The sequence below is a fragment of the Streptomyces sp. NPDC086777 genome, from assembly GCF_040702065.1.
Taxonomy (GTDB): domain Bacteria; phylum Actinomycetota; class Actinomycetes; order Streptomycetales; family Streptomycetaceae; genus Streptomyces.
This window is the reverse complement of the sequence record NZ_JBFBJI010000020.1, coordinates 144,692-168,212: the sequence shown is the minus strand read 5'-3', so window position 1 is coordinate 168,212 and position 23,521 is coordinate 144,692. Positions and strand designations below refer to the sequence as shown.

19 protein-coding genes and 3 pseudogenes are annotated in these 23,521 nt (G+C 65.3%); 13 read left to right on the top strand and 9 right to left on the bottom strand.

The window, feature by feature from the left end:
* Positions 1–20 precede the first annotated feature (20 nt).
* From AB0472_RS27030 to AB0472_RS27015, 4 genes are all read left to right on the top strand, one after another.
* The gene (locus AB0472_RS27030) at positions 21–896 is read left to right on the top strand and encodes an amidohydrolase family protein (protein WP_366359839.1); all 876 of its coding nucleotides are present in this window, start codon (positions 21–23) and stop codon (positions 894–896) included.
* A gap of 874 nt (positions 897–1,770) precedes the next feature.
* Entirely contained in the window at positions 1,771–3,444 is a 1,674-nt protein-coding gene (locus AB0472_RS27025; protein ID WP_366359837.1) for an FAD-dependent oxidoreductase, read from the top strand.
* A gap of 175 nt (positions 3,445–3,619) precedes the next feature.
* Positions 3,620–4,171 carry a DoxX family protein gene (locus AB0472_RS27020; protein ID WP_366359835.1) on the top strand — a complete coding sequence of 184 codons (552 nt, stop codon included), beginning with the start codon at positions 3,620–3,622 and terminating at the stop codon, positions 4,169–4,171.
* A 729-nt stretch (positions 4,172–4,900) separates the two neighbouring features.
* Positions 4,901–5,494 carry a TetR family transcriptional regulator gene (locus tag AB0472_RS27015; RefSeq protein WP_366359833.1) on the top strand — a complete coding sequence of 198 codons (594 nt, stop codon included), beginning with the start codon at positions 4,901–4,903 and terminating at the stop codon, positions 5,492–5,494.
* A gap of 442 nt (positions 5,495–5,936) precedes the next feature.
* Here AB0472_RS27015 and AB0472_RS27010 read toward each other — a convergent pair whose 3' ends face one another.
* The 3 genes and pseudogenes from AB0472_RS27010 to AB0472_RS27000 all read right to left on the bottom strand — a co-directional run.
* Positions 5,937–6,602 (bottom strand): GntR family transcriptional regulator, encoded by a 666-nt coding sequence (locus AB0472_RS27010; protein ID WP_366359831.1) that lies wholly within the window; start codon positions 6,600–6,602, stop codon positions 5,937–5,939.
* Between the two features lie 204 nt (positions 6,603–6,806).
* On the bottom strand, positions 6,807–7,469 hold the full coding sequence (locus AB0472_RS27005) for a helix-turn-helix domain-containing protein (RefSeq protein ID WP_366359829.1): 663 nt from the start codon (positions 7,467–7,469) through the stop codon (positions 6,807–6,809).
* Positions 7,470–7,930: 461 nt separating this feature from the next.
* Positions 7,931–8,618 (bottom strand): annotated as a pseudogene (locus tag AB0472_RS27000) (transposase); the annotation flags it as partial.
* A gap of 406 nt (positions 8,619–9,024) precedes the next feature.
* On the opposite strand from AB0472_RS27000, the gene AB0472_RS26995 reads away from it, so the two are divergent.
* Positions 9,025–9,567: an ATP-binding protein gene (locus AB0472_RS26995; protein WP_366359827.1), complete on the top strand. Its 543-nt coding sequence runs from the start codon at positions 9,025–9,027 to the stop codon at positions 9,565–9,567.
* 171 nt (positions 9,568–9,738) lie between these two features.
* On the opposite strand, the gene AB0472_RS26990 is transcribed toward AB0472_RS26995, so the two are convergent.
* The 4 genes from AB0472_RS26990 to AB0472_RS26975 all read right to left on the bottom strand — a co-directional run bounded on the left by AB0472_RS26990 (position 9,739) and on the right by AB0472_RS26975 (position 13,167).
* Complete coding sequence (locus AB0472_RS26990; protein ID WP_366359825.1) at positions 9,739–10,005, bottom strand: alpha/beta fold hydrolase; 267 nt, start codon at positions 10,003–10,005, stop codon at positions 9,739–9,741.
* 153 nt (positions 10,006–10,158) lie between these two features.
* Positions 10,159–11,022 (bottom strand): sugar phosphate isomerase/epimerase, encoded by an 864-nt coding sequence (locus AB0472_RS26985; protein ID WP_366359823.1) that lies wholly within the window; start codon positions 11,020–11,022, stop codon positions 10,159–10,161.
* A 60-nt stretch (positions 11,023–11,082) separates the two neighbouring features.
* On the bottom strand, positions 11,083–12,300 hold the full coding sequence (locus AB0472_RS26980; protein WP_366359821.1) for a serine hydrolase domain-containing protein: 1,218 nt from the start codon (positions 12,298–12,300) through the stop codon (positions 11,083–11,085).
* Positions 12,301–12,510: 210 nt separating this feature from the next.
* On the bottom strand, positions 12,511–13,167 hold the full coding sequence (locus AB0472_RS26975; protein WP_366359819.1) for a TetR/AcrR family transcriptional regulator: 657 nt from the start codon (positions 13,165–13,167) through the stop codon (positions 12,511–12,513).
* 586 nt (positions 13,168–13,753) lie between these two features.
* Here AB0472_RS26975 and AB0472_RS26970 point away from each other — a divergent pair.
* The 8 genes and pseudogenes from AB0472_RS26970 to AB0472_RS26935 all read left to right on the top strand — a co-directional run bounded on the left by AB0472_RS26970 (position 13,754) and on the right by AB0472_RS26935 (position 21,173).
* Complete coding sequence (locus AB0472_RS26970; RefSeq protein WP_366359817.1) at positions 13,754–14,206, top strand: DUF3237 domain-containing protein; 453 nt, start codon at positions 13,754–13,756, stop codon at positions 14,204–14,206.
* A gap of 626 nt (positions 14,207–14,832) precedes the next feature.
* Positions 14,833–15,519 carry a GntR family transcriptional regulator gene (locus tag AB0472_RS26965; RefSeq protein WP_366359815.1) on the top strand — a complete coding sequence of 229 codons (687 nt, stop codon included), beginning with the start codon at positions 14,833–14,835 and terminating at the stop codon, positions 15,517–15,519.
* Positions 15,520–15,874: 355 nt separating this feature from the next.
* Entirely contained in the window at positions 15,875–16,702 is an 828-nt protein-coding gene (locus tag AB0472_RS26960) for a GntR family transcriptional regulator (RefSeq protein WP_366359813.1), read from the top strand.
* Between the two features lie 256 nt (positions 16,703–16,958).
* Positions 16,959–17,729 carry a hypothetical protein gene (locus tag AB0472_RS26955; protein ID WP_366359811.1) on the top strand — a complete coding sequence of 257 codons (771 nt, stop codon included), beginning with the start codon at positions 16,959–16,961 and terminating at the stop codon, positions 17,727–17,729.
* Positions 17,730–17,954: 225 nt separating this feature from the next.
* Positions 17,955–18,713, top strand: coding sequence for a DUF998 domain-containing protein (locus tag AB0472_RS26950; protein WP_366359809.1), 759 nt, complete (start codon positions 17,955–17,957; stop codon positions 18,711–18,713).
* A 273-nt stretch (positions 18,714–18,986) separates the two neighbouring features.
* Positions 18,987–19,094, top strand: a pseudogene (locus tag AB0472_RS26945) (SDR family NAD(P)-dependent oxidoreductase); the annotation flags it as partial.
* 157 nt (positions 19,095–19,251) lie between these two features.
* Entirely contained in the window at positions 19,252–20,094 is an 843-nt protein-coding gene (locus AB0472_RS26940; RefSeq protein ID WP_366359807.1) for a hypothetical protein, read from the top strand.
* Positions 20,095–20,106: 12 nt separating this feature from the next.
* Positions 20,107–21,173: pseudogene (locus tag AB0472_RS26935) on the top strand (acetylxylan esterase).
* On the opposite strand, the gene AB0472_RS26930 reads toward AB0472_RS26935, so the two are convergent.
* Both AB0472_RS26930 and AB0472_RS26925 read right to left on the bottom strand, forming a co-directional pair.
* The gene (locus AB0472_RS26930) at positions 21,076–21,843 is read right to left on the bottom strand and encodes a dienelactone hydrolase family protein (protein WP_366359806.1); all 768 of its coding nucleotides are present in this window, start codon (positions 21,841–21,843) and stop codon (positions 21,076–21,078) included. The pseudogene AB0472_RS26935 and the gene AB0472_RS26930 sit on opposite strands and share 98 nt — an antisense overlap.
* An 11-nt stretch (positions 21,844–21,854) precedes the next feature.
* Positions 21,855–23,405: an MFS transporter gene (locus AB0472_RS26925; RefSeq protein ID WP_366359804.1), complete on the bottom strand. Its 1,551-nt coding sequence runs from the start codon at positions 23,403–23,405 to the stop codon at positions 21,855–21,857.
* Between the last annotated feature and the right edge of the window lie 116 nt (positions 23,406–23,521).

Genomic DNA, 23,521 nt, shown 5'->3' with positions numbered 1-23,521 from the left:
CCTTCAGCGAAGGACGAACCATGTCTGAGTCACTGCCCGTTCCCTCCCCGATGCGCAGCGCGGAGACGAATACCAAGCCACGTTTCGACGTGCCGGCCAACAGCTGCGACACTCACTTTCACGTCTTCGAGCCCGAATACGATGCCGTGGCAGATCCGCTGTATGCCTTCCCCGACGGCAGTCTGCAGCAGTACCTGCACGTGCTCGAGTGGCTGGGCATCGAACGCATGGTGCTGGTCCAGCCCACTTACTACGGCACGGACAACCGTCTCCTGGTCGACGTACTGAAGAAGGTCGGCTCCCGGTGCCGCGGTGTCGTCCGTATCGAAGAGGACACCACCGACAAGGAGTTGGACACCTTTCACGAGCTGGGAGTGCGTGCGATCCGGCTCGACCTGTTCGCACGCGCCTCCTGGCCGATCGAGGACATCATCGCCTACGTGCGCCGCATGGCCGACCGCGCCCGGCCCCGTGGGTGGCACCTGCAGTTCTACACGCCGGGAACAGTGGTACGTGATCTCCTGCCGTTCTTCGAGGACTTCCAGGACACCTTCGTCATCGACCACATGGGCTATATGAAGGAGTCGGACGGTCTCACCCAGACCGACTTCGACCGCCTGGTGCGCGTTCTGCAGGGCGGGAGTTGCTACATCAAGCTGTCCGGCGCCTACCGGATCGCCAAGGACAAGCCACTGTCCAGCGTGCAACACCTCGGCCGTGCCCTGGTCAACGCCCGCCCCGACCGCCTTGTCTGGGGCTCGGACTGGCCCCACCTGATCGACGGGCAGCGGGATACCGGTGAGCTGCTCAATCTTCTCGCCGACTGGGCGCCGAGCGCGGCGGACAGGCAGCAGATCCTGGTGGAGACACCGGCGCGCCTGTTCTACAACGACTGACGGCCGACGCTCCTCCCGCGAGACGCCCGCTCGCCCCTCTGCTCCGGCCAGGGCAAAGGGGCGACTCGGCATGGCACCGCTCAGGAGAGCCTACGACGGTCACTCCGTAGAAACGAGCAGCCCATGACCGCTGTCGTCTCATACGATGAAGACGTTGACGACGCCCGTGGTCGTGAGCCGCACATCAGTCCGCACACCATGGAACGCAGGGATGCTCGCCGCCGCCGGTTGTGGCGCCCCCGCCGGACCGCCACCGGACCGAGTGGCCTCGCGAACTCCGCGCCACGGCTGTGCCGGTGACTCCTCAGTCGGGCCAGCCTGCCGCCCCGCCATGCCGCTCGTTTCCGAGAAGACGGCAAGACACCTCGACTCGTGTGGAGAGGACACGGGTGAACGCTGACGGACCAGCAGGAAACCCCGAGGACATGCCCGTGTCCGAGCGCGTCCCAGCGCATACGGATACCCCTTCTCCCATGTCTGCGCCTGTCCAGAGGCGGTGGACTGCGCCCACCTGACCCGACACGAAGGGCGCCTTACGGCCGCAGTCGCCATCAAATGGATCCATAGCCCGAAGAGGGTTGACAGAGCCACAACGGAAGGTTGACCGTTGAGCCAGATGAGGAAACCCAACCGTCCCTTCAGCGTTCAGCTGACGTTGCGCATGGATCCACAAAGCGTATTTCACCTGCGCTCACCAGCAGTCCCACACATCGAGGGCTGCCGCGCGAAGCACCCTGAAGCCCGTAGTGGCTGTGATTTGCTGCGCGCTCTCCGAAGATGACTTTCTCCGGCATCCGTCCGGGAAGTCGCCCCGTCCTCGTCGCACATCCACTCCCCCTCCACCAGCCCGCACGGCTCAACCTTGAGGATCACGGTGAACCAGAAGCAACTTGACGTCCTGATCATCGGCGGCGGACCGGTGGGGCTGAGTACCGCGCTCCAACTGACCAGACTCGGCATCGACGCGTGGTGTGTAGAGCGGCGTGCAACCCACTCGAGGCATCCCAAGGCGGGTGGCCTTCATCCCCGCACGCTCGAGCTGTTCCGCCAGTGGGACATCATTGACGCGGTCCGCTCGGAGGCCGTTCCCTCCCACCAGGCGGAGGGCTTCCGCTGGGCCACCCGGTTCGTCGGCGGAATCCATCTCGGGCACATCTTGTTCGCCGATGACGCCGAGGCGCTGGCGGAAGCCGGCGAAGCCAGTCCGGAGCCCGCCTGTTTCACGCCTCAGGACGAAGTGGAAGCGATCCTGCACCAGGCCCTGCTTCGTGCGGGCGGACACTATGCATTCAACACCACAGCCGAGATCCTGGGCCAGGATGAGGACGGTGTCGACGTGGCCCTCACCGACGAGAGCGGGACGCGGACCGTTCGTACGCGTTATGCGGTAGCGGCTGACGGCGTGCGAAGCAGGACACGTGATGCGCTGGGCATCATGGAGACCACCAGTCCCGTCTTCGGCGAGTCCGTCGGCGTTTACTTCCACAGTCGCCGGCTCACTCAGATCGGCGAGAACAGCCCGTACGCCCTGTCGTGGATCATCAACGGTGACATCGTCGGCTCTTTCGCCCGCGGCCCCAAGAACAACAAATGGATCTTCAACTTCGCACGTGACCCGCAGCTCCCGGACAGCGCCTACGACGAGTCGTTCTGTACCGCCCGTCTGCGCGAGGCCGCTGGTGACCCCGACGTGGACGTCGACGTGATCAGCATTCTGCGGTGGCGGCACGAGGCTGCGGTCGCGGACTCGTGGCGCGCCGGACGCGTCTTCCTGGTAGGTGACTCAGCCCATCGTTTTCCGCCCCACGGAGGGTTCGGGATGAACAGCGGAGTCCAGGACTCGGCCAACCTGGTCTGGAAACTGGCGCGCGTCCTGCGCGGCACCGCGGGCGATGATTTGCTGGACTCCTACGAGCAGGAACGCAAGCCGGTGGCCGAGTACAACATCGAGCAGTGCCTGATCAACACCGAGCGGTTGAAGGCCACCGGTTTCATGGTCTCCGAGCCGTCCGAGCTCACCACGATCGAGCTGCCCGAAGGCGAGAAGATACGTCGGCGCATCACGGAGTCGCTGCCCGCGCAGCACGAACAATTCCGTTCCGCGGGACAGCAGTTCGGCTTCATCTACCGTTCGTCGGCACTGGTGGGCGACGGCACCGAACCCCAGCACTCCACGGTCAGCGACTACCGCCCGACTGGACATCCCGGCGCTCGCGCCCCGTATGTGCGGCTTCAGGACCCGACTGGCGAGTTCGAGTCCACGCTTGATCTGCCCGCCGGTGACTTCGTGGTACTCGCCGGGCAAACGGGACAAGCCTGGAGCCGGGCCGCCGAGTCACTGGGTCTCCGCTGCGTTGTGATCAGCCCTGCCATGACCGCTGGAGGAACGTCCTTCGAATCGCTCTACGGCATCGACGCCACAGGAGCCGTGCTTGTCCGACCCGATGGACACGTGGGCATGCGCGTACACACGGCTCCGTCCAATCCCGAGGCCGTTCTGCGCGCAGGACTCGGTCAGATCCTCAGCCGACCGGCCGCCACGCTCTGACCTCTCCGCGATCACGGCCTTTGCGCTGCTGGTACCGCTCCTCCTATTCGAGCCCCAGCCCGCCGACTCGGAATGAGGCCGGCCTCACCGTGGTCCGCGGTCGCCCAACAGAACACATCCGAAGCGCGCGTCGTTCCGTTCCCGCGACGCCGATCGTCCCAGACCGAGGACCACCATGACCGATCCATCGATGGTCGACGCAGGGCTGCTCATTCTGCGTCTCACAGCGGGCGGCCTGACCATCTGTCACGGCTTGCAGAAGTTCACCCGGCTCTTCGGCGGCGATGGTCTGGCCGGAGCTGGTGATGCCTTCACCGCTCTGGGGTTTCGCGGTGCCGTTCGCACCGCGGCGGCCGCCGGCGGGACGCAGCTCCTGCTCGGTCTGATGCTCGTGCTCGGTCTTGCGACACCGCTGGGGGGAGCGGCGCTCATCGGCGTCATGGTGGTCGCCGCACTGGCCCACGCGCCCAACGGCCTCTGGGCGCAAAGAGGCGGCTTCGAGTACCCGTTGGTCCTCGCCGCCATCGGAGCGGCACTCGCGCTGACAGGGCCTGGCACGATCGCCCTGGACACAGGCCTTCTGAACTGGAGGTTTCCCGTCGGGACAGGGGCTGCGGCCATGGGGATCGGTGTCGTGTCCGGTCTGGTCACGGGTCTCGCCCTGCGGCGCGCGCCCCTCCGTCAGGGCACAGCACTCCCACTCCAGCAGGCGGAAGGAGACGGGTGACGCGGCTGACCGCACGCAACCACGCTCGTCGCCGCCCCTCCTGGACCGAACAGCGCCGTCGGTCTCAAGGCGTTTCAAGAGCAGCTCACTCGACTCGGCGTACGAACCGTCCACCAGAAACCTACGGGGCACGTACCACGAACTTCGACGGCATGGCCCAGGACATCGCGACGGTCCCACCCGACACATAGCGCAGAGCGCGGCGACCGTCGACGACGGCGCAGAACTCCTCAAGGCGCTTCAACAGCGGCGTTCCAATCCCAAGTCGATGTTCCAGGCGGGCGCGCGCCGCCATCCGGAAGCTGCGGGGCCGGGCCGGGCGGCGCATCGTCACCTGGAAGGCGGGGGATCACGAACACCGACGGCATCTTCACCTCACTGGCCTGGAGCACGCGAACCGGGTTCGCCGAATACCCGCAATTCGCGTGGCTGGTCCCGGCTGAGGAAAGCTCGACGACTGCTTGCACCGGCACCCCGTACTCACCATCATCGGGACACCAAGGCGAGGCGATCGTGGTGTGGCGGACGGACTCATGCTGGCGCATTGGCAGGACGGCGACCTGGAGAGCGTCAAGCCGGGGGGAGGGCAGAAGACCGCGCTGAAGGCGCTCCGCCCGAAGCCCGGCTGGTCGCGAACGGGAGTCTGCTCTGTCGCGGTACGCCTGCCCCTCAGGGACATGGTGACCAGGTGGTCATGAAGGCTTCGACGGATCACCATAGTCTGAGCCCATGAAAGACGCGAAGAATCCTGCTGTGACGCCGACGCGCAAGCGCGTTCGAAACCCGGAGGCACATCGGGCCGCGATCTTGGACGCCGCCCGGGCCACCTTCGCCGAACACGGATACACGCGCGCGACCATCCGGGAGATCGCCCGTGAGGCCGGCGTCACACACGGACTGGTCATGCGTCACTTCCATTCCAAGGAGAACCTCTTCGTCGCAGCCGTGCCGGGCGCAAGGGACGTGGAGCAACTGGTGGTGGGCGACCCGGCCACACTCCCCGAGCGCATCGCACAGGGCTACGTCACCCGCATGGAACGAGGCGCCGCCGGCGATCCCTTCGTGGCACTCATCCGCAGTGCCGCCTCCAATGAGGACACCGCGGTCAAGCTCTATACCGCGATGCACGAACGCAGCATGGCCGGCTACCTCAAGGTGGTCAGCGCGACGGACCCGGAAATCCGCATCGAGCTCCTCGGCGCCCAACTGATCGGCGTGACGTTCAGCCGCTACGTCATCCGCCGCGGGCCACTGGTCGCCTTGTCTCCCGGCCAGCTCGTCGAGCATCTCACCCGGACGATCCGCGCCATCCTCACCACCTGACACACAGGGGACGTCGGTAACGCCCTGCTGGCTGCATACCCGGTGCGGAAGTGATCGTTCCATGCCAGGCCCACAATACGCATGCAACGTATACATTGAAGTCGTGCCCCATTCCTGGGCCACTACGAACTCTTGGCGCCTCGTCTGATCCTGCGCCACTCCACACGAGTGAGCGTGATCGCTCGCATCTTCGACGAACAAAGATTCCTACGACACGTCGACGGGAGCGGGCCACCGACTCCGATCAGGCCACACCAAACCTCACACGACTTCGTTCGGTCATGCTGGTCACCTCGCCCCGGACCGACGCCAGGGACGAGTTCCTCGACTTCTTCGTCTCGGGCACTCCGCAGGGGCCGGCCAAACGTGTGCAAGCAGGCCACCGCGGCGGACTCAAGCCGCGCCGGGACAGTAGACAGCGAACCCCGGCCAGCCCTCATCGTCACGCGGAAAAGAGCTCGGGATGCTGCGACAGCGCGAGCCTGGTCCGGCGGATGTGCCCGGCCAGGAATCGTTCGGCATCCGTTGGGTCACCGCGCTTGACCGCCTCTATGATCAGCCGGTGCTCATAGTTGATCATTTGCTGCCCCGAAGGGTCGATGAGGCGAGCGTAGGCACGCCGATAATGCTGCGTGGTGTTCCAGAAGCGCCTGACCATGGTGACGAGCTGCTCGATGCGGCAACCGGAGTACGTGATCAAGTGCAGTTCCCTGTCGAGACTCAGGAAACGGTCGACATCGTCGTTTGCCTCGATCTCCCGCTGAATGTCGTCGAGCCGTGCGAAGTCGTCGGAGGTGAGGTTCGGCATGGACTCGGCGAGAGCAAGTGGCTCGACGCGCTCTCGCAGCTTGTACGTGGCCTGGCATTCAGCAAGGTCCATTTTCGAAACCCAGGCCCCACTGTTAGCCTTCAGGACAACCAGGCCTTCCGCCTCCAGCATGCGCAAAGCCTCACGCACCGGTAGCCGACTCGAGCCGAGTGAAGAGGCAACCTCCTCCTGCATGATCCTCGCACCGGGAGTCAGCTCTCCGGCAAGAATCTGCTTGCGCAGCGTTTCGGCGACTCTCTGGCTGACGACTGAAGACGATCCATCGAGGCCCTGCTGCATGGTCTTCCTAACGTGGCGACTGATCAGTTCTCCCAGGTTGCCACAACAGCGGCCGCCGTGGCTCATCCAGTCGGACGTCGCACCCACAGGCCCGGCCATTCGGCAAATCCGTCATCGTTGACGACCGCATCCGGGCCCGGCACCGACAGCCGGGGTCCTCGCAGATTGTTTACGGGGGCCGTCGCAGCCCGGCAGCGTTGGGCCTCAGCCCGAGCTGCGCGTGTCATGGGCCATGCTGCTCGCAAGGATGGCCCTCTGCACGTCTTCCTCCGCAGCGACGAACGGCGGAAGAGGTGCCATGGGGCCGGGATGCACGCGCATGCCCTCGATGACCAGGGCGAGATAGCGCCGCCACTGTTCCGGTTGGCCCGTGTGGTCGGTGATGGCGGCCACCATGAGCTGGATCAGGGGGATGTCCCCCGAAACGATGTCCGGCCGCAGGGTTCCTTCGTCCTGAGCGCGCCTGAGCAGTTCCGCCACCGCATCGCCCACGCGCTCATGGACCTGTGCCTGACGCTCCGGGCCCTTGCCGGTCCCGAGCATCACCTCACGCAGCCCACGGTCGAACGCCTGCACCTCACACACGCCGATCAGGCACTCCGTAAGGCCCACCCACGCATCGTCTGCCGCGAGCCCTCTCTGTGTACATGCTTCGATCTTGTCGACCATGTCGTCGAACAGAGCGTCGATCAACTCTTCCTTGTTTGCGAACCGGCGGTAGACGGTGCCGACCCCGAGCCGGGCATGCCGTGCGACGTCGTTCAGTGTCGCGGCTGTGCCGTGGTCCCTGAACACCTCGCGGGCGGCCGCCAGGACACGGTGGCGATTGCGTTCCGCGTCCCTGCGCAGGGGCTGCCGCTCCAGCATCGGTGCACCTCGGATGGCTCGGGAAGGTACGCGTGGCCTCGACATGATAGATGGCGCTCGTCGGATGCAACCGCGAGAGGCGTGCATCAGACAGCAGGATCAGCGCGCCCAAAGGTGGGTGCTCCGCCAGCGGGGATACGACTGTCCGGTCGCCACGAGTGGTCTGCTCGGACACATCGCGGTCGACGTGGCCAGTGGTCACGTAGCACAGATTCCCAAGGCCGAGTCAATGAGGCCAGCCACGTGAACAGAGACGCCGGCTCCTTCAACTGCCCAGTTTCGTCCTCCAGGACGGCCCAGGCACCGTGCTTCGCCGCGGTGCTCTTTCCCCCGGCCAGGTCCTTCTTCCACGTCTCGACCGCATCGTCGTCGCGCTCGATGGCCCAGTCGGTTGTTGCCAGCTCCAGCCATGCCGCTTCAACGACCGCCGTACCCTCGACGGTGCAGGATACGTGGCGGAGGAAGCCGTGCAGCCATGCAAGACTCCTCACGACCGAGTGGTAGGTGCCCCGTCCGGTGCCGTGCAGGGTGCCGCGGCGGGCGATGGCGGACACGATGCCGCGAGCGCGGACCTGGTCACGGCAGACATCGTGGTCATGGCCACGGTCGGCGAACAGCACATCCGGCTTGCGGCGGGGACGGCCGACCTGGGCGCGGACCCGTTGGATCCCATCGAGGTGGGGCACCGGTTGCAAGACGTCGATGCGGTTGCCCCCGGTCAGCAGGAGCGCCGGCGGCTTGCCATGTTCATCGATGACCAAGTGGTGCTTCGAGCCGGCCCGCCTGCGGTCAACCGTCGACGGGTCTGCCTGGCTCCTCCCCATGTAGCGAGCTGACGTGGGAGGAGTCGACCACGCAGCGGGACAAGTCCAGACGTGAGCCTGCCTTCGGCTCGGCGAGCCTCGTGCAGTCGTTGCCAGACGCCAGCTTCGTTCCGGTCCCCCAGGCGGCGCCTGCACGTCACACCCGAGCCGAAGTCGGTTCTGCCGCAGGTACTCCCACTGGATCCCGGTGCGCAGCACGTTCCATCCGGGCAGGGCCGGCCTTACGTCCTGGATACCGGAAGTGCCGCTCACGCCATGGCAACAGCGGCTCGGGGTGGTCCCACAGCTCATACGACGCGATCCACGGCGACGTCCCGGCGTCCAGCCGAGCATTCGACTACCGCCTGGCACGGCCTTGAAGCTGATCCGCCTCCCTGTCCGAGCCGTTGTTATCACGCACGGTGAGGACCCGGCACGAAGCCGCGATCCGCGCATCAGCCAAGCAGACGATCCAATCTTAATGGATCCATAGATGCCCCTAAAGTAGGACTTGACGCCACAGTGGCGACATGCCAGCTTGGGTATGGATCCATCCAGGAGTTCTTCGGGTGGAATAGCTCGACCAGACAGATCTATCCGCACTCTCGCCGATCCAGGAGAGAAGTGCTGCCGTGACGATCTTTAACGCTCGTCGCCTCCCTAGCTGGCCTGAATGACAGATTTAAATTCCAGACGCTCCGCCCGAATGGCCATGGATACCATGGTCGACGCCGAATTGACCTAGGACTCCGATGCGGACCCTTGTGAAATCGCGAAACGGCGGAGACCTGCACATACTCCGACGCGGTCGCACGCGCACCGCCAGACCGTACACAAACCCGAGGCTGCTGAGCAGGCACACTATGACCACAACCCTTGCACATGCATGCAGCTCCAATGCCCTTCCACTCACCGGCGAGCTCCAGTGGCTGGTACCACACAGCCCGAAGTCACTTGCCGCACTGCGTCAGACAGCCAGAGCGGCCCTCCAGTCACGGACGGTGAATGCAGACACCGTAGACAGCGTCGTTTTGATCATCTCCGAGCTAGTCACCAATTCGCTGATTCATGCCCAAGCCCCGACAGTCGTGCGGATCGGGGTGCCAGCCGGTGAGTCGATCCGAATCGAAGTCTCAGACGGAGGCCCTTTGGCTACGTCACGGCACTTGGATAATCGGTCCCCTGGTGAGTGCGGCCGAGGCAACATGATCGTTGAAGCGCTTGCCAGTCGTTCGGGTGTCATGACCTTTGACGACGGCGGGGTCATGCGGTGGGCGGAAGTACCCCTGCCCTAATGTGTGCTGTCTCGGAGGCGTTGGTGACCACCACACATCAAGCCCTATCACGACGCGATCGTCAGCATGTCGGGCGTCTGGCGGACCTCAACGCGGGCGCCACGGCCGCCCCGGTCAGGGTCGGCAAGGGGCGAACACAGGTCCGCGACCCATGGACCGGGGCAAGCCGGGTTACACGACGCACATAGTGTCGGCGGGCAGCACCCATGCCAACAATGCAACATCCGCGACGCGTTGCAGGGCCTCTTCGATGGCGACTGCGTCGTCGTACATGCCGGCATTCGGGGTGCTCTGGTCCCCCGAGCTCGGCAGGTCCACCGTGCCGCTGCGCCACCCGTTCTCGGCGAGTGCGGCCTGAAGCGGCGCCCAGCACGAGGACTGGTGCCAGGCGCCATGCACCAGCAGGAAAGTCAGGCGCCGATCTGGGAAGTTGGTCACGATTCATTCCTTTGAGCTGTGCGGTGGGTGCCACGGCAGCAGTCAACATGATTGGCCCGACAGCCCGTTGCCTGGACATGGCGTACATGCTGTCTCTCGCCTGTTCGTCAGCGGACAGCCGACATCGGCTGTTAGAGCCCCGTGGTACGGCGCCTAGTCGGTGTCAAGAAGCTGTCTGAGCAATGACAGGGCCCGACTGAGCCTGTCCTTCTGATCTGCGACATCCCCGTGGTTGTCGAGGCCTTCGATGGACAGGTGGTACACGTCACTGCGCGGTTGTGTGACGACGACGTCCAGGAGCGCGGAAAGGTCTGCCACTCCCTCGCCGGGATAACACCACCGCACGTCGAAGCCTCTGCGCAACCTACTGCCGTATCCGACGAGACAGGATTCGAGCCGGAAGTCCTTGACGTGGCCGGCCGCCGCATACGGGGCCAGGCGCCGGGCTGTAGTCAGCGGATCGTCGAGAGTGCTCACCGGGTTGATAAGGTCGAGGAACAAGGCGACACGCGGCGAGGCCACTTCGGCGAGAATTTCCTCATACTCCCGCGAGGTGAAGTCCGAATGATTCTCCAGAAGGATCACCGGGCCGTCCGGCCCACTGGCAGCGAGGCGCAACACCTCGACGAGGTAACGACGTTCACGTTCGAGTTGCTGCGGAAATCGCCACAGCTCTGATCGGTAGAAGCCCGCAAAGGTGACGAGAAACGGACTTCCAAGTCGCCGCGCGGCCCGGGTCATCACTGCGATACGGTCCGCCCCCTGCTGGGGAACGTCTCCGCGTCCTGCTTGCCCGATCGGACCGCCGCCGAGTGTAAGCCCGAGGCCAAGTTCGTCCGCCTCGCCTCGAAGGTTTTCCAGCCTCGCGTCGCTCCATCCGCGTACGTGTCCAGCCGTGACCTGTACGAAGTCCGCGTCGAGCGTGGCGCACTCCCTGAGGACATCCTCGACGGTTATATGACCCTCCGCGATGCGGCAGTAGTAGCTCAGGGTGTCCACGCCGAGTTTGATCGTCACAACCGCAGTCCCTCGAACAGAATTTACATACCCGCAAGCCGACCGGCTCAGCGCGCGGATTCAGACCAGTGCTTGATAGACGAGCCGACGAAGTTCTCGGCCATGCCCCATGCTGGGTACTTGGTGCGTGAAGAAGAGCACAGTCAGCTCCTCGACCGGATCGACCCAGAAGTCCGTTCCTGCTCCGCCGCCCCACCCGAACTCCCCGACACTCGACGTGAGGTGTGCCGCGACAGGGTCTTGCAGGACGGCGAATCCGAGGCCAAAGCCGTAACCCTCGAAGCTGAGCGCCAGCGGGCTGCCGAAGGCGGCAATGTCCGATCGGTCCGGCAGATGATTGGATGTCATCATCTTCAGCGTGCGCGGAGCAAGCAGCCTCGTGCCCTCCAGCTCGCCGCCACGGCAGAGGAACCGCGCGAAGCGGTTGTAGTCCCCCGCGGTGGAGACCAAGCCGGCTCCTCCGGACTCGAACACCGGATGACCGCGTCCCTGCCTGTCGAACGATTCGTCGGCTGGCACCGGTCCCTTCGAAGTGAGCGCGTACAGCCTGGCCAGCTTCTCTTCATCCTGGCCGGACACACCGAAAGTCGTGTCGCACATGCCCAAAGGGTGCAGGACCTGCTCGGTGACGTACTCATCCAGCGACGTCCCTGACGCCACCTCGATCAACCGGCCAAGGACGTCGGTCGCCATCGAGTAGTTCCATGCTTGGCCCGGCTGATGCAGCAACGGAAGCCGGGCGAGCCGGGCCACGCTTTCGGCGAGGTCCCACTGAGGGTGGGACGTTCCTGGGAAACCGGACTCCCTGTACAACGCGTCGACCGGGTGAGCCTGACCAAATCCGTACGTCAGTCCTGCGGTGTGGCTGAGCAGGTGCCAGATCCTGATTGGCTCTGTGGCGGGCGTCGTAACCGGTGCAAGCGCGGAACCATGCGTGTACACCCTGGGGTTCGAGAACTCCGGCAGCCAGCGCGATATGGGGTCCGTCAGGTCGAAAACACCCCTTTCGTAGAGCGTCATCGCTGCAACAGACGTGATCGGCTTGGTCATGGAGAACAAGCGCCATCGCGTGTCGAATTCAACGGGAAGGTCGTTCGCCACATCACGTCGACCACCGGAAGAGAGATGCAAGATCTCCCCTTGCCGCGCGACGACCACGAGCCACCCGGGCAGTCGGCCCTCATCGACATGCCTACCGAACGCACGGTCGATACGTTCCAGCCGTGCAGCGTCAAACCCGGCTTCCGCCGGATCAACCTCAACCTTGAGGTGTGCCATGGAATCTCCGCACAAGACAGCGCTCGCGTCTCGAAGGACAGAAACAGAACGACGTTATGTTTCGCTGCTGGGTCAGGTTGACACGCGGCTGAGGGTTGGGTCAACAAGCAGGCCACCACGGCTGGAAGTTCACAGCTGTGATCAGTCCGACAACACAGCCGGAGTGCGCCACGAGCCGGTTTCGCGCCGCGCACGGACAGCGGCGCCCTACTACTGGGTGCAGGCTTCGAGACGGTCGCGATAGAAGCCGCGCAGAGTCCTGTGCAGTTCAGCGATGACTTCCGCGTCGCCAGCGGGATCGGCACGGAATGCCAGCTCGAAGAGAGATCCAGCGATCGCGATCGCAACCCGGTGAACCACCGGGCCCAAATCTACGCTGGTGAGGTCGGTGAAGTTGCCTCGCAGCTCTTGGGCAATCCGCTCACGATGCGCACGATGCAGCTCCACGACTCCGGGAGACCCGTACTCGTCGAACCACAGGTCGCGAAGCCCGGCATGCCGGCGGAAGAAGTCCACGTAACCGGTGAGAGCCGCATCCACCATCTCTTCCCAGCTCTGACGGCTGGCAACATCCCGTGCCGCGGTGACCGTGGCACTCATCTCCGCGACATACCGCTCGGCGACCGCCGCAATGATCTGGTCGAGATCCGCAAAATGGTGGTAGATCGAGCCGGTGGAGACGTTCGCGGCTGCCGCGATGGCCCGGACAGTGACCTCACCGCTGTGCGCACCGTGTTCGTCCAGCAGCTTCCAGGCTGCTGCGATCACCCGGTCACGGCTACGCCGACCGCGAGCCTGCGGTGGATTGGGAAGTGCAGACGCAGGCAGCGACAGCCCGGGTCCGTGCGCCGCCTGCGAGCCGCTCATGCCGCAAAGCATAACCACCGCACCATTCACAGACGGCGCCCCGTACGGCCAAGAGCAGGCGAACAAGCGCCCGGGAACGTCGGCGAGAGCCTTCTGATCGCACGAGAACAACCCAGCCTGCCCGGGAGCCCATGGACAGCACGCCACATCTCCGGGCCTCGGCGCCGGATCGGACCCGAAACGCGTTGACGATCGGAACCGGGGTGTGCCACAGTTTGGACGCCTTACCAGAACAGCGTTCTATTTATGGCACCCGGACCGATCTCCTCAGTGATCACCATGCCCGGTGGCGCCCTGTCGACGCGGGGCTTCTCGTCCTTGGCGTAGCCGCAGGAGGAGCGAGTCTGTGCGTTGAGCTGCAAAAGTTCACGTTCGAAGGCAGCAGAGCAGATCTCAGCGAAACCGGGGACGGGTTCCTGCTCTCGGTTCCACGATGGCACGGCGGCAGCACCCCCGGCGGGTGGGACCCAGATCCCACTGGGAGTACTGCTCGACCTGGGGCCAACCACTCCCCCTCGGAGGCGTAGCAAGCGTTGTCCGGCCCTGGAGCCGCCTCCACCGACCGCGGGTTCCGCAAAGGAAGGTCATGAACCTTGTCTTTGAATTTGCCATGTGCGTGGAACTTGGTGCGAGTTCGGTCCTGTCAGGTGCACCGTTCGGTACCCGGATCATCGTTCCCATCACTGCGGGGCGAGCCCAAGGCACGCGTTTCAGCGGGCGGTTCGTCGGTCACGGCGGCGACTGGCTGCTGGTCGGGCCTGACGGTTGGGCTCGCCTTGATGTCCGGGCTCAGCTACGGACGGACGACGGGGCCGACGTCTACGTCACCTACAACGGGGTCATGGAGTTGAACGATGCCGTCCGCACGGCCATGAGGGACCGGAATCGCGAAACCGCCTTCGAAGATCAGTACTATCGGGCAGCCCTGTGCCTCGAGACCGGGGACGAGCGATACTCCTGGGTCAACCAGAAGGCATTCGTGGCACAGGGCCGTGTGACACGGACAGGCGTGGAGTACCACGTTCATCGCGTGGAATGAGGGCCGCCAGCAACAGCATCACGGCAGTGCGTCGGCAGCCGCGCTCGCTTCGTCCTCCTCTCGGGCGTCGCACCGCTCCGTTCCTCACGGTGATGACGCGAAGACCAACCGCTCCCCTACCGCCTGGCGGCCTGTTGCACTGGCTCGGGTGACACACCCCCCGGCACCGTCGGCACAGGTCGCCATATCCATTCGCCGCAGGGCGCCGGAGGGAACGGCAGCTGAAGCGACCAGCCCAGCAGTTGCTCCGAAGTTCGCCCATCGATGCAAGTGCCCGGGGTCGCTCCGCACGGCAGCGATGGCGGTCGCGCAGCAAAGCGGGTGCCCATGGTTCACGGACGCGGTGGCCGCTCTCACCGACGCCTGTCAGCGTCACCGCGAGCTCCTTGTACTGAGCGGCATCGCCGATCGAACGGTCCTCGACGTGCCTCTCCCCCTCGGGGTCGGACTGTGCGCAGCTCCTGGTGACTTCGCCGAGCGGTTGTTCCACACGAGCTGACGTACCGTGCGTCGGCTGCTGGGAGGCGCCGACCGGCCCGGCCCTGCTGCACCCCTCAGAAGCCGGCACCGGCCGAGACAAGGGTGGATCATTGCCCCACCCATCTCATACAATGTATACATTAGGGATGTCGACTTCGGGACCCGTCCCTACCCCACTGGAGCCTGCTCCAGGAGTTCACAACCAGGCCGAGATTGCGTACTACCGCCTGCGCGAACACCTTCTGGAAGGTCGGTACCCCGCCGGCGAAAAGATCATTGAGCTCGCGCTCTGTGAGGAATTGGGCATGAGCCGTACTCCTGTCCGCGAGGCCATCCGACGGCTGCAGAGCGAAGGCATTCTCACGCCCACCGGCCGGGGCGTGGTCGTGTCCTCGTTGTCGGACGACGATATGCGCCATGCCATGCAACTACAGGAGACGCTCGAGGCGTTGGCCGCCCGTCTTGCAGCCACTGCGCAGCGCGATGGCCTGCTGTCCCCCGCTCATCTACGAGAGCTCCGGGCCGCCTCCGCGCGGGTCGAAGAGGTGGCAGCATGTCAGGACCTTCGCGCTGCGTGGCGAGCCAACCTCGACTTCCACATGCTGCTCGCCCGTTTCTCGGGCAACCCGCTGCTCGTTGAAGCGCTCGACCGCATCTGGGTGCGGTTCGCGGTTGTCAGCCACGGCAACATCTCCGCACGGACGGTGATGCCTCGGCGCTCGCATGCGGAGATCGTCGCGGCTATTTCCGCAGGGGACCCAGCCCGGGCGGCAGAAGCCGCGGCAGGCCATGTCCAGGACGCAGCCGACATGTACGACAGCCGCCAAACATGAGAAAGCAGCGCCCGCCACTTGCCGGCCGCGCTCGGCGCCGGCGTCGATGGAAGGCGGACAGGTCGAACGCGACCGTGGCCCCGGTGACCGGGGAGGGGCGCCGTGACACTGAAGCACAGGCTCATTGCTGCGCACGGGTTTCAGGTAGGTACTGAACCACCGACTCTCGGCACTCATCCCAGACCCACGGTACGCGATGTGCACTACAGGCACATCCCTGCCTAAATGCGCTTCGGTGGACAGGCTGTTGTGCATCCCACGACCGAAGGACCGCAGGCATGGGGTGCTATAGTCGTCCGCATACCTACCAAGTAGGTACTTTCGCAAACGGAGAACGTCGGGGAGTGATATGTCCATGCCTGAGACAGCCACACGGATCTTCCGCGGGCGAGTAGCCGACCAGATCGTCGAGGACCTGCGCAGACAGATTCTCGACGGCACCCTGCCCGACGGCTCACGGCTGCCGTCCGAGCGCGAACTCGCCGCCTACTACGACGTCAGCGGTCCCACTGTCCGTGAGGCGATCCGGGTCCTCACCGCGATGGGCTTGGTCAACACACGTAACGGCAGCCGGGCGGTTGTGACCGCCCAGGGCGACACCCTGCTCGCGGTGTCGATCGCCTCGCTGGTCCAGGTCGAGAAGGTCAGTGGAAGGGAAGTTTTCGGGCTGCTCGGCGTCCTCAACGCTTACGCAGCCGAACTCGCCGCCACTCAAGCGAGCGACGAGGAGGTCACCCGACTACGGGAGGCGTCACAGGCGATCCCTGCCAGCGAGGGCGTGGCGCCTACCGCCACAGCCCTGCGCGAGTTCTTCGACACACTCTCCGCTATCTCGCACAACTCCCTGCTTGCCGCACTGTGCCGTTTCATCACCGAGATGCAGATCGAGCTCGCAGTGAAGTTTGCGGGCAGCGACAACCGCGACTTTGTACAGGTCGTGGGCTCGCTACACACCGAGCGCATGCGGATCGTCGCCGCCGTCGCCTCCCGCGACCCCCGACACGCGGCCGCCGTGGTTCGTGACTACCACCGACTGGCCGTCGAGCAGATCACCGAGGCCCGCAAGGCCGCTGGCGACAGTGCCGTTTCAGAGACCGGACTCACCGAGGCACTGACCTCGTGGCTCAGGACAAATGTCACCCTGGGCGGCCAGGCATCGAACACTCGGGGCAGCCTTCTGTAAGGCATCCCCCATCCGCGAGGATGTCTCGATCGGAGCGGTCTTTTCCCATACAGCCTTGTCCGCTCAACGCCCGAGTAATTCTCCAATCAGAGCGCAAACAGCCGATCAAAGCGGTCTCGTCACCGCCGATCGGCCATTTGAGTTACCTCACATCGAATGTTTCCTAAACATAGGGAACTCTTAAGTAATTTCAATTCCTCTCACATTCTCGACAGGAATGATTCCGCTGGTATCAAACCGACCGAGGAGCCACCTCATGAATGCAATTGACCCTGCAGGCCCGTCGGGCGACGGCGACCCAAGCACCACCGCCAACCGCACACATCGAAAGGGCGGACTGCAGCTGAAGAACAGGAAGGCCTTCCTGATCGCCGGTGCGGTACTTACCTGCGCCTTGGCCGGCTTCGCCACGGTGGGTACTTCACTGGCTTCCACCCCGTCAGCGGATCCGTCCGTGACCCCGTCGGCCCTTCCCACGGACGGCGGCCAGCGGAGCGGACCGGCCGACGGCGGCGCGACGGGCATCGTCCAGTCCAAGTCGGCCTCTGGCTTCACTTTGAAGACAGCCACCGGCGTGACAGTCACGGTCAGCGATACCGCCTCCACGACATTCACGAAGAGCAGCCACCGCGCATCGGCCAAGGAGGTGAAGGAGGGCAGCAGCGTCCTCGTCCTGGGACTGGTCGACAGCGCCGACATCACGGCGTCCAAGGTCATCGTCCAGCCGCACGGGGACGGTGGAGCAACCGCCGCCGAGGGGGCCGGCGTGATCGCTTTCCAGCAGGGAACACCGTCCCCCGCGAAGTCGGTGGGCACGATTCCTGACTACACAGAGGGCGAAGGCACCGTCGTCAGTGGCTCGACCGCCGACAAGGCCACCCAGGCCGCGCAGGCCGTCGTGCCCGGCGGTATCGCGGACCGCGTCGTCAGGCTCGACGACGGCGAGTACGAGGTGCACAACATCAGCATCAACTGGCCGCACCACGTCTTCGTGAACAAGCAATTCAAGGTGGTCGGCTGGGAGTAGGAAGCCGGCCTCACGGGCCTCGGCACAGCTGACCCGCCGCCCCCGACAATTCCCCGTGTCGGGGGCGGCTTTTCTCCCGCTCGCCCCCACACGCTCCTCAGTCGTATGGCGTGAAACAACCGTGACCAGCAGGCCAGATCGTTACGTCCCTTCGTGCATTCTCGAGTGGTCGGAGCTCTGTGCCGGACGTACGTTGGAGCCGACTGGACAGCGGAAGGAAATGTTATGAGCACAGTCAGCCATAAGCATCATGCCTGGATCTTGGGAGGGCTCGTCTTCATTGTCACGACCCTCCAGTATTTCGCGGCGCAGATCCTGGTTTCGGCTGCCTGGAAGAACCCCTCGTACAGCTGGAATCGCAATTACATCAGTGACTTGGGAAACACCGCCTGCGGTGACTTCTCGCTCTCCGAGCATGTCTCCCGAGTCTGCTCACCCAAGCATGGCGTGATGAACGCGTCATTCATGCTGTCCGGTGTTCTACTCATTGTCGGCGCACTGCTGCTGTGGCGCCTGTGGCCGCACACCAAGCTTGCCCGGGTCGGTGAAGTCCTGCTCCTACTCGCCGGTCTCCTGAAGATCGTGGTGGGCCTTGCCCCCGAGAACAAGAACCTCGCGCTGCACACCCTTGGCGCCACCAACCTCGTGATCGGCAGCGTCGCGGTCCTGCTGCTGAGCCTCTCGGTGCGCCGCAGTCACCCCGTGGTGCAGTGGCTCGGCATCCCCACCAGCGTCGTCGGCCTCGCCGGTGGCACCCTCTTCACCATGTCCCAGCGCGCTGGGCACAGCCCGATCCCGGGGCTCGGCGTAGGCGGTCTGGAACGCTTGGCGGGCTACCCCTTCAATCTGTGGATGGTCGGTATCGGTCTGCTCGCGATCGCGCGCGCCAGTGGGGAATCCCTGCGGTCCCTCTCGCAGGAAGACGCCGCAAGCGGCGTTTCCGTCGGCCCCGAATCGCGGCACGCCCACCGCGCGGCCACGTAGCCTCCGGCACCCGACCGGTCCGCGCGGAGCCGCTGCGCGATCCCGGGATGAACCGGGTGCCGGATACCGGGCCGGTTGGCCAAACCCCCGAGTCAACCGGCCCGGACACACACGTGAACAGAAGGGAGTTCCGTGAGCGTTTGGCTGGTCACAGGAGCCTCTCGCGGCCTCGGCGCGGAGATCGTCGCCGCCGCTCTGGCCGCATGACACCAGGTCGCCGCGACAGCGTGCGACGCCGCCGCTGAGGCGCGTTTCCCGGACGCCGGCCCCTCCCTGTGGGCGGCCTCCCTGGACGTCACCGACCGCGCCCGGGCCACCACCGTGGTCGAGGAAGCCGTCGCCCGTTTCGGCCGTATCGACGTGGTGGTCAACAACGCCAGACGCGGATTCCTAGGTGCGGTCGAGGAGGTCTCGGACGAGGCCGCCCGAGCGGCCTTCGACACCTTCGGTCTACCCCGACGCCGGGCTGTACCAGACCGGCTACACGAACCTCGGCATCGGCGAGGCCGCCAGGCTGTTCAGCTCGTACTCGACCACCGTGATCGACCAGCACTTCAAGTGGATGAAGAAGTACGGCATCGATGGCGCAGCGCTCCAGCGCTTCGGCAGCGGCATCGTCAACATCGGCCAGCCGCGCCTGCAGCAGCACAACGGCATCCAGTCCAAGGACCGCAACGCAGCCGAGAAGTACGACCGCGACTTCTACATCGAGTACGGCCTCAGCGGCCTCAATGACACCAAAATGGTAGCCACCGTCCAGAACGACTGGACGGGCACCATCACGGACACCCCGGACCTGAACTCCTCGCCGTACTACGCGCGGGAGAACGGCAAGCTCGTGGTCCACCTGCGGGGCCTCGGTTTCACCAACCGGCCTGGCATCGTGGACAGTGCCGTGGAGCTGTTCAACTGGTTCAAGGAACAAGGCTGCTATGTCATCGGCGGCGTGCCGCGCGGCTGGCGCACCGACGCCAACGCCAAGCCCGGCTACGGCCCGGTGTATGCCGCGCTGAACATGGTGTCGCCGTGGAACGTCGGCAACCCCAACGTCGACCAGCAGTTGTTCAACGACGACATGGCGAAACTCAAGACAGGTGGCCAGGACTACCAGCCCGTCCTCCAACCCGGCCTCGCATGGTCCAACCGGCATGCCGGCTCGCCGAAGAACGAAATTCCCCGCAAGGCCGGTCAGTTCATGTGGAATCAAGCTGTTGCCGCGGCGCGCTGCGGGACCCAGTCCGCCTTCATCGCCATGTTCGACGAGGCCACAGCCATCGCACCCGCCGCCACCGACAAGTCACAGATACCGACGAACCAGTGCTTCCTCACGCTCGACGCCGACGAGACCCACCTGTCGTCCAACTTCTACATGTTGATGTGAAGGCAGTTGTCGATGTCTCAGTTCGACCTTCCTCTTCGGGAACTCCGCTGCTACCGCAGTACATCCACCGAACCCGATTATTTCGACGCCTTCTGGCAGAAGACTCTCGAGAAGCCCGCACCCATGAACTTGACGTACGTTTTGAAGCGGTGGACACCGGCCTGTCCGCGGTCAAGGTGTACGACGTGACGTTCGCCGGCTTCGGTCCGATGAAAGGCTGGCTGCGGCTGCCTGCTGATACTTCCAGGCACCTCCCCCTTGTCGTGGAGTTCGTCTGCTACGGCAACGGGCGCGGCCTGTCCCACGAACATCTGCTGTGGGCTTCGACCGGGCGGGCACACTTCGTCGTGGACACCCGTGGCCAGGGCAGCGCCTTCGGCGGCGGAGGCGCCCCGGCGGACCCGGTCGGATCCGCGTCGGCGTACCCGGGGTTCATGACGCGAGGCATCGACGCACCGGAGGATTAGTACTACCGCCGGGTGATTACCGGCTCGGTCCGTGCCGTGGAAGCGGCCCGCAGTCACCCACTGGCAGACGCCACGCGGACCGTCGCGACAGGCCACAGCCGAGGCGGCGGGCTGGCCCTGGCCGTTGGAGGGCTGGTGTCCGACCTGGTCGCCGTCGCGCCGGACGTCCCGTTCCTGTGCGACTTCCCGCGTGCGGTCGGGCTGACGGACCGCCACCCGTACCGGAAGATGGGCCGGTTACAAACTCACCGCGGACAGTCAGCCGAGGTGCTGCACACACTGTCCTAGTTCGACGGAGGGCACTTCGCGGCCAGAGGACGCGCCCCGGCCTTGTTCTCCACCGCGCTGGAAGACCAGACGTGCCCGCCGTCGACCGTGTTCGCCGCGTACAACGCCTGGGCGCACAAGGACAGGGCCATCGAGGTCTACGATTTCAACGACCACGAGGGGGCGGCCCCTACGAGGAGGCGGCGAAGGTTCGGTAGCTCAACTCGTATGCCTGAAACTTGCGTTGTCAGCCTGAGATCTGCGAATGCCTTAGCAGATTCAGCAGGGCTTCCCAGTGCCGTTCGTCCGCCTCCCTGTCGTAGGCGTCGGTGTCGGCCTGGGTGAAGCCGTGTCGAGCTCCTTGGTAGACCTCGCTTAGATGCCGTACTCCCCCGGCCGTCAGCGCTTCGTCCAAGCGGCGGATCTGATCCGGCGGCAGCGCGGGATCGTCGTCGGCGTGACCGAGGTAGACCGGCGCGGTGATCCGGGAGGCCACCAGGTGCGGGCTGTCCGCGTCTTCGGTGGCCAGCCTTCCCCCATGAAACCCGGCAGCCGCCGCGATCCGGTCCGTACCGGAGCCTGCCGTGAGCAGCGCCAGGCGGGCCCCCACGCAGTAGCCGACCAGTGCCGTCTGTCCGGCAGCCGCCTGAGGGCAATCCGCCAACCAGTCGAGATACGCACCCGCGTCCCGGAGCGCCGCCGGTGTCGTTAGGGAGCGAAGAAGGGGTCTGAGGACTCTCCAGACCTCGCCGCGAGTCCGATGGTCGATGACATCGGGCAGCGCCACCACCGGCGCCCGTCCGTGCCGGTAAAGGAAGTTGGGCACCAGAACCGTGCGGTCGGCCGCCTCAGCGAGACGGTCGGCCATGGCCCGCACATGAGCTCGCGGTCCGAAGGCATCGGAAAAGATCAGGACTGCCGGTCGCGGCAGACCATGAGCCGGCTGGACGAGGTAGGCGTCGGCGACACCGCCCGGTGTGCCGATGTCGACGGTCGTTCCTCGTGCGGTCGTCATGCGTTGTCCTCTCATACGTCCTGGCCACTCGTGGTCGCCCGAGTCACCTCGGCGACGCCAACCTTCCCGGGCGCGAGAGACTTCCGTACGCTGAGCGTCAGGCCCGGAAGGGCGACCAAGAAGGCGAACGCGGCGAGTGCGGCAGCACACAGCAGGCCGGAACGTGCGGCTGCGGGGAAATTCCGGTGGGTGGTGACGAGTTGGCTGAAGTAGAAGGAACTCGCGAGTGCTGTTCCCAGTGAGGTGCCGATCTTCATGCCGGTCTGGTAAACGCCGGCGGCCGTGCTGCCCTCCCGGCGGGGGACGGAGTCCAGGGCGAGAGTCTGATTCGCGGCGATGACCAGCCCGGCGCCGCACCCTGCCACGAGCAGCGGAAAGCCGACAAGGACCATGATGTTGTCACCTGGTTGGACTCCCCCCACTAGTTGAGCGGTGAGGGCCAGTCCGATCGCGGTGAGGGCGGTACCCACGATCACCAGCAGCCGGCCCGCCCGGTGGACGAGACGACCGCTGACCACTCCGCAGACGGCGGAGCCTACGGTGAACAGCACGGTGCACAGGGATGCCTCCAACGGCGAGTAGCCCACGCCCTGCTGCAGGAACTGAGCCAGCACGATGAAGATGCCGGTGAAACCGCCGTACAGAGCGCCGGCGACGAGGACACCGACCCAGTAGGCGCGTTCCTTGAACAGACCCACGTCCACGAGGGGGCGACGCCCCCCGCGGATCACCGTACGTTCCCACAGGACGAACACGGCCAGCAGGGCGAAACCGATCCAGGTCAGCCACCAGCGACGGGTCCCCCACGGACCGGTCTGGAGCAGTGGCAGCATAAGCGCGGCGACAGCGACGCCCAGAGTGAAGGCGCCCACAAGGTCAAGGCCACTGGGCCGCGTGGCGCGCCGGCTCTCGGGCAACAGACGAAATGCCAGCGGCAGTACGGCGAGGTCGAAGGGAATGAAAAGGAAGAAGATCCAGCGCCAGCCCTCAGCCGTTCCGAAACCTTGCAGGATGACTCCGCCCCACAGGGGACCGATGGCGGTGGAAAGGCTCACGGCCGCGCCGTAGTAACCAAATGCGCGGCCTCGTTCGCCCGGCCGGTACATCTGATGGATCAGACCCACCACCTGGGGCGCTATCAGACCGGCGGCCACGCCTCGGGCCAGCCGTGCGGCCACGAGCCAGGCGGCGCTGGAGGCGAGCCCACACAGCACGCCAGTGATGGTGAAGAGCGTCATTCCGACGAGGAGGACCCGTCGGCGCCCGAACTCGTCGCCGAGCCGTCCACCCGGTATCAGCGCGAGCCCGAAGGTCAGGGTGTAGCCGGCCACCGCCCAGGTCGCCTCCGCAGAGGACATGGCCAGTTGATGCTCCATGGAGGGCAACGCCACGGTCACTATGCTCACGTCGAGCAGGGTCAGGAAGGCCGCGGCGACGCACACGGCGGAGGCCCGGGAGCGCTGTCGGCCTGTCGGAGAAGAGGCCGCGGAGTGGGTGGAGTCCTGTGCTCCGCCATCGCTTGTGTCGGGTGTTGCGCTGAGGTCTTCCGGCGTCGTTGCCATGGCGTACCTCTGTTTCCCATCGGCGTTCGTACAGGTGGAGCGGTACCGTCCGGGGCCGGGGCGTCCTGCCCGGGGCCCTGGGGAACGGGGGCTCATTCTGTGGAGCCGCATCCTTT